The 3445-nt window shown below is 36.7% G+C and carries 2 protein-coding genes and 1 pseudogene; 1 reads left to right on the top strand and 2 read right to left on the bottom strand.

Annotated elements, in window-relative coordinates; translation table 11 throughout:
* Window positions 1-317 (bottom strand): annotated as a pseudogene (locus tag ACRBBL_RS24200) (ATP-binding protein); the annotation flags it as partial.
* Between the two features lie 23 nt (window positions 318-340).
* On the opposite strand from ACRBBL_RS24200, the gene ACRBBL_RS24195 reads away from it, so the two are divergent.
* Window positions 341-661 (top strand): helix-turn-helix transcriptional regulator, encoded by a 321-nt coding sequence (locus ACRBBL_RS24195; RefSeq protein ID WP_431371675.1) that lies wholly within the window; start codon window positions 341-343, stop codon window positions 659-661.
* A 220-nt stretch (window positions 662-881) separates the two neighbouring features.
* On the opposite strand, the gene ACRBBL_RS24190 is transcribed toward ACRBBL_RS24195, so the two are convergent.
* On the bottom strand, window positions 882-3445 hold a 2564-nt coding region (locus ACRBBL_RS24190; protein WP_431371674.1), incomplete at its 5' end, for a virginiamycin B lyase family protein.

Here is a 3445-nt window from a genome sequence, read left to right as displayed (position 1 = left end):
CTCTTGCGGATAGATTCAAACGCTCCATGGCAGTTTTGAGTAAATTCAACGCTTCTATATCTAATTTGCAATGTTTTCGAATTTGCTTCGTATTCATTTGTGCATTGTAATGTAGAATTTCAGAGTCTTTGAAACGTTCCACTCGGACTAGGATTCATACTTGCGACTAACATAAAACTACTTGGATACGTAATCGTGAAATGTGCTCTTGAAATTGTGACTTCTCTGTCTTCCAACGGTTGTCGCATGACTTCTAAAACACTTCGTTTAAATTCAGGTAATTCATCTAAGAATAATACGCCATTATGCGCCAACGAGTGCGACGTCTGAAAATGGTGTGATGCCCATTTGCAACATTAAACTCAAAGCCGAAAAACCTTGTTATTTACCATTTCCTCATGAAAACGATCAAAGCCTTGGTGCTGAACTAAAACGCCGACGTTTAGCTCTAAGATGGACACAACAGGAAATGGCTAATCACTTTGAAGTACTCAAAGACTCTTATCAAAACTGGGAATGGAATCAATGCATCCCTCATATACGGAATCGAAAGAAAGTTGTTGATTTTTTAGGATATAACTATTGGAATGATGGAACTGATTCGTTTGCAAATAAATGTTTATTGTATCGAATTAAAAAAGAATTGTTAAAAAAGAGCTAGCAAAGTTCATTGGTATTTTTGAAATGATGAATAATTTTATTTAACTTTCTAATCATAAACTAATACCATAGTAATTACAAGTTCTTATCAATTCCAATAAAGTAGAACATTTTCACCATCTCCTATAGGAAAAAAATAGTCCATCTAGAACATTTAAACAAATACTTAAATGTTCTAGATTGCTGCTCACAAAAATCGTAAAAATTCAGTGTTTAAACTTCTATTGCTTAACAACCCTTTTAGTTATTGTGCCTTTATTTGTTTTTATTTTTAATAATAAAACACCATTACTAATATTAGAAACATCTATTACATTTTGTTTATCTACTGTAAATACATTTCTTCCTAATGCATCTATCAAAGTAATACTTTTTATAAGTAATCCATTACTCGTGGTAATAAACAATTTATCTTTAGCTGGATTTGGGTAAAGTAGTAACGAATTATTAATATCTACATCGTCTATACTAAGTGTTTCACTAACAGTAACAGCCACACGATTAGAAGTATAAGCTTCTGTAATACGCCTTATACTACTATTAACTGGATCGGCAGCAAGAATTTTCCCGTCGGATTGCAACGCTATACTAGAAGGATTAAAGACACTGGAACTTAAAACCTCTATACCTGTACCATCTGCATTCATGCGCTTGATTTCATTATTTCCAGTATCAGCAACAAGAATTTTCCCATCCGATTGTACGGCAGCACTATAAGGGGCTAAAAACCCCGTCCCTAAGGTTTCTATATTTGAGCCATCGGCATTCATACGTTTTATGGCATTATCTCCAATATCAGCAACAAGAATCTTTCCATCGGATTGTACCGCGACACCTATAAGACTATTAAAACCAGAACCTAATATTTCTATACCTGTACCATCGGCATTCATACGCTTTATGCCATTATTATTACTATCAGCAACAAGAATTTTGCCATCGGATTGTACGGCAATTCCAGTAGGATTAAGAAAACCAGAACCTAAGGTTTCTATACCTGTACCATCTTCATTCATACGCTTTATGGCATTATTAAATGTATCTGCTACCAAAACCTTCCCATCCGATTGCACTGCTATAGAATAAGAGAAATTAAAACCATTGCCTAAGACTTCTATACCTGTGCCATCGGCATTCATTCGCTTTATGGCATTATTATTACTATCAGCAACAAGAATTTTGCCATCGGATTGCACAGCAACACCAAAGGGATTACTAAATCCTGTACCAAGGGTTTCTAATGTCTCTAGTCTGATTTCTTCTACATAATAGGTACCTGCGCTTAAAACGTCTACTCCTGTTAATGCTGTACCGTCACTGGCTGTGGTATACCAAGTGGCTGTTACACCTGTACTTGGTGTACTTACTAAATCTGCTACGGTATCACCAGAACTAAACTCTTGTATATTATCTGAGATCCGATTAACGGTAATAGCTAAACGCGCTGTACTTTCTATACTACCTAAAGTTTGGCTAGCATAATAGGTGGTTCCATCTGCCAACAATGTGGTATTTGACAAGGTTGTATTACCTGTGGCTGCAGCATACCATTGTATGCCTGTACCTGTTACTTGCAAATCGTCTAAATCTTTATCATCTCCTGTATATATTTGTGTGGGGTATGTGGTTGTTGGTGCTAGTGTTGGTTGCTGCTCAACTATAACTGCCACACGGTTTGAGGTATAGGCTTCTGTAATACGCCTTATAGCATTATTACCAGTATCAGCCACTAGGGTTTTTCCATCTGATTGCACTGCTACGCCTATAGGGTTATTAAATCCTGTACTTAAGGTCTCTACTCCTGTACCATCTACATTCATTCGCTTTATGGTATTATTTCCTGTATCAGACACTAGAATTTTTCCATCTAATTGTATTACTACACCTCTAGGGTTGTTAAACCCTATACCTAAGGTCTCTATTACTGTACCATCTGCATTCATTCGCTTTATGGCATTATTACCTGTATCAGCAACTAGGATTTTTCCATCTGATTGCACTGCTACGCCTCTAGGGTTATTAAATCCTGTACCTAAATTCTCTACTCCTGTACCGTCTGCATTCATTCGCTTTATGGCATTATTACCAGTATCAGCCACTAGAATTTTTCCATCTGATTGTATGGCTACATCACTAGGATTACTAAACCCTAAACCCAAAGGTTCTGTATTTGAACCATCTGCATTTATTCGATTTATGGTGCTATTAATATTATCAGCTACTACAATCTTATCATCGGATTGTATCGCAATTCCATTAGCGCCAGCAAACCCAGTATTTAAAATTTCTATTCCTGTACCATTTGCATTCATTCGCCATATAGCACCACTACTCAATACAATTTTACCATCTGATTGCACTCCTACACCAAAAGGACTAACAAAAGACCCAGAACCTAAAGTTTCTATAATTTCTGGTGTTGTTTCGTCTACATAATAGGTACCTGCACTTAAAACTTCTGTATTAGTTAAAGCTGTACTACTACTTGCCGAAGTATACCATGTGGCTGTAGCTCCTGTGCTTGGTGTGCTTCCTAAATCGGCTACAGTGTCTCCAGGACTGTAGTTTTGTGTATTATCTGAGATACGGTTAACAGTGATTGCTAGTCTTTCTGTACTTTCCACACCCGCTATGGTTTGGCTAGCATAATATGTAGTGCCATCTGCTAACAATGTGCTATTTGGTAATGTTGTATTGCCTGTGGCTGCAGCATACCATTGTATGCCTGTACCTGTTACTTGCAAATCGTCTAAATCTTTATCATCGCCTGTATAGATTTGTGTAG

It is taken from the genome of Kordia sp., from assembly GCF_050633145.1.
Classification (GTDB): domain Bacteria; phylum Bacteroidota; class Bacteroidia; order Flavobacteriales; family Flavobacteriaceae; genus Kordia.
This window is presented reverse-complemented; position numbering and strand designations above follow the sequence as displayed.

Coding starts and splice junctions, on each gene's coding strand:
- ACRBBL_RS24195 (WP_431371675.1), top strand. CDS start 341: ATGCCCATTTGCAACATTAAACTCAAAGCCGAAAAACCTTGTTATTTA.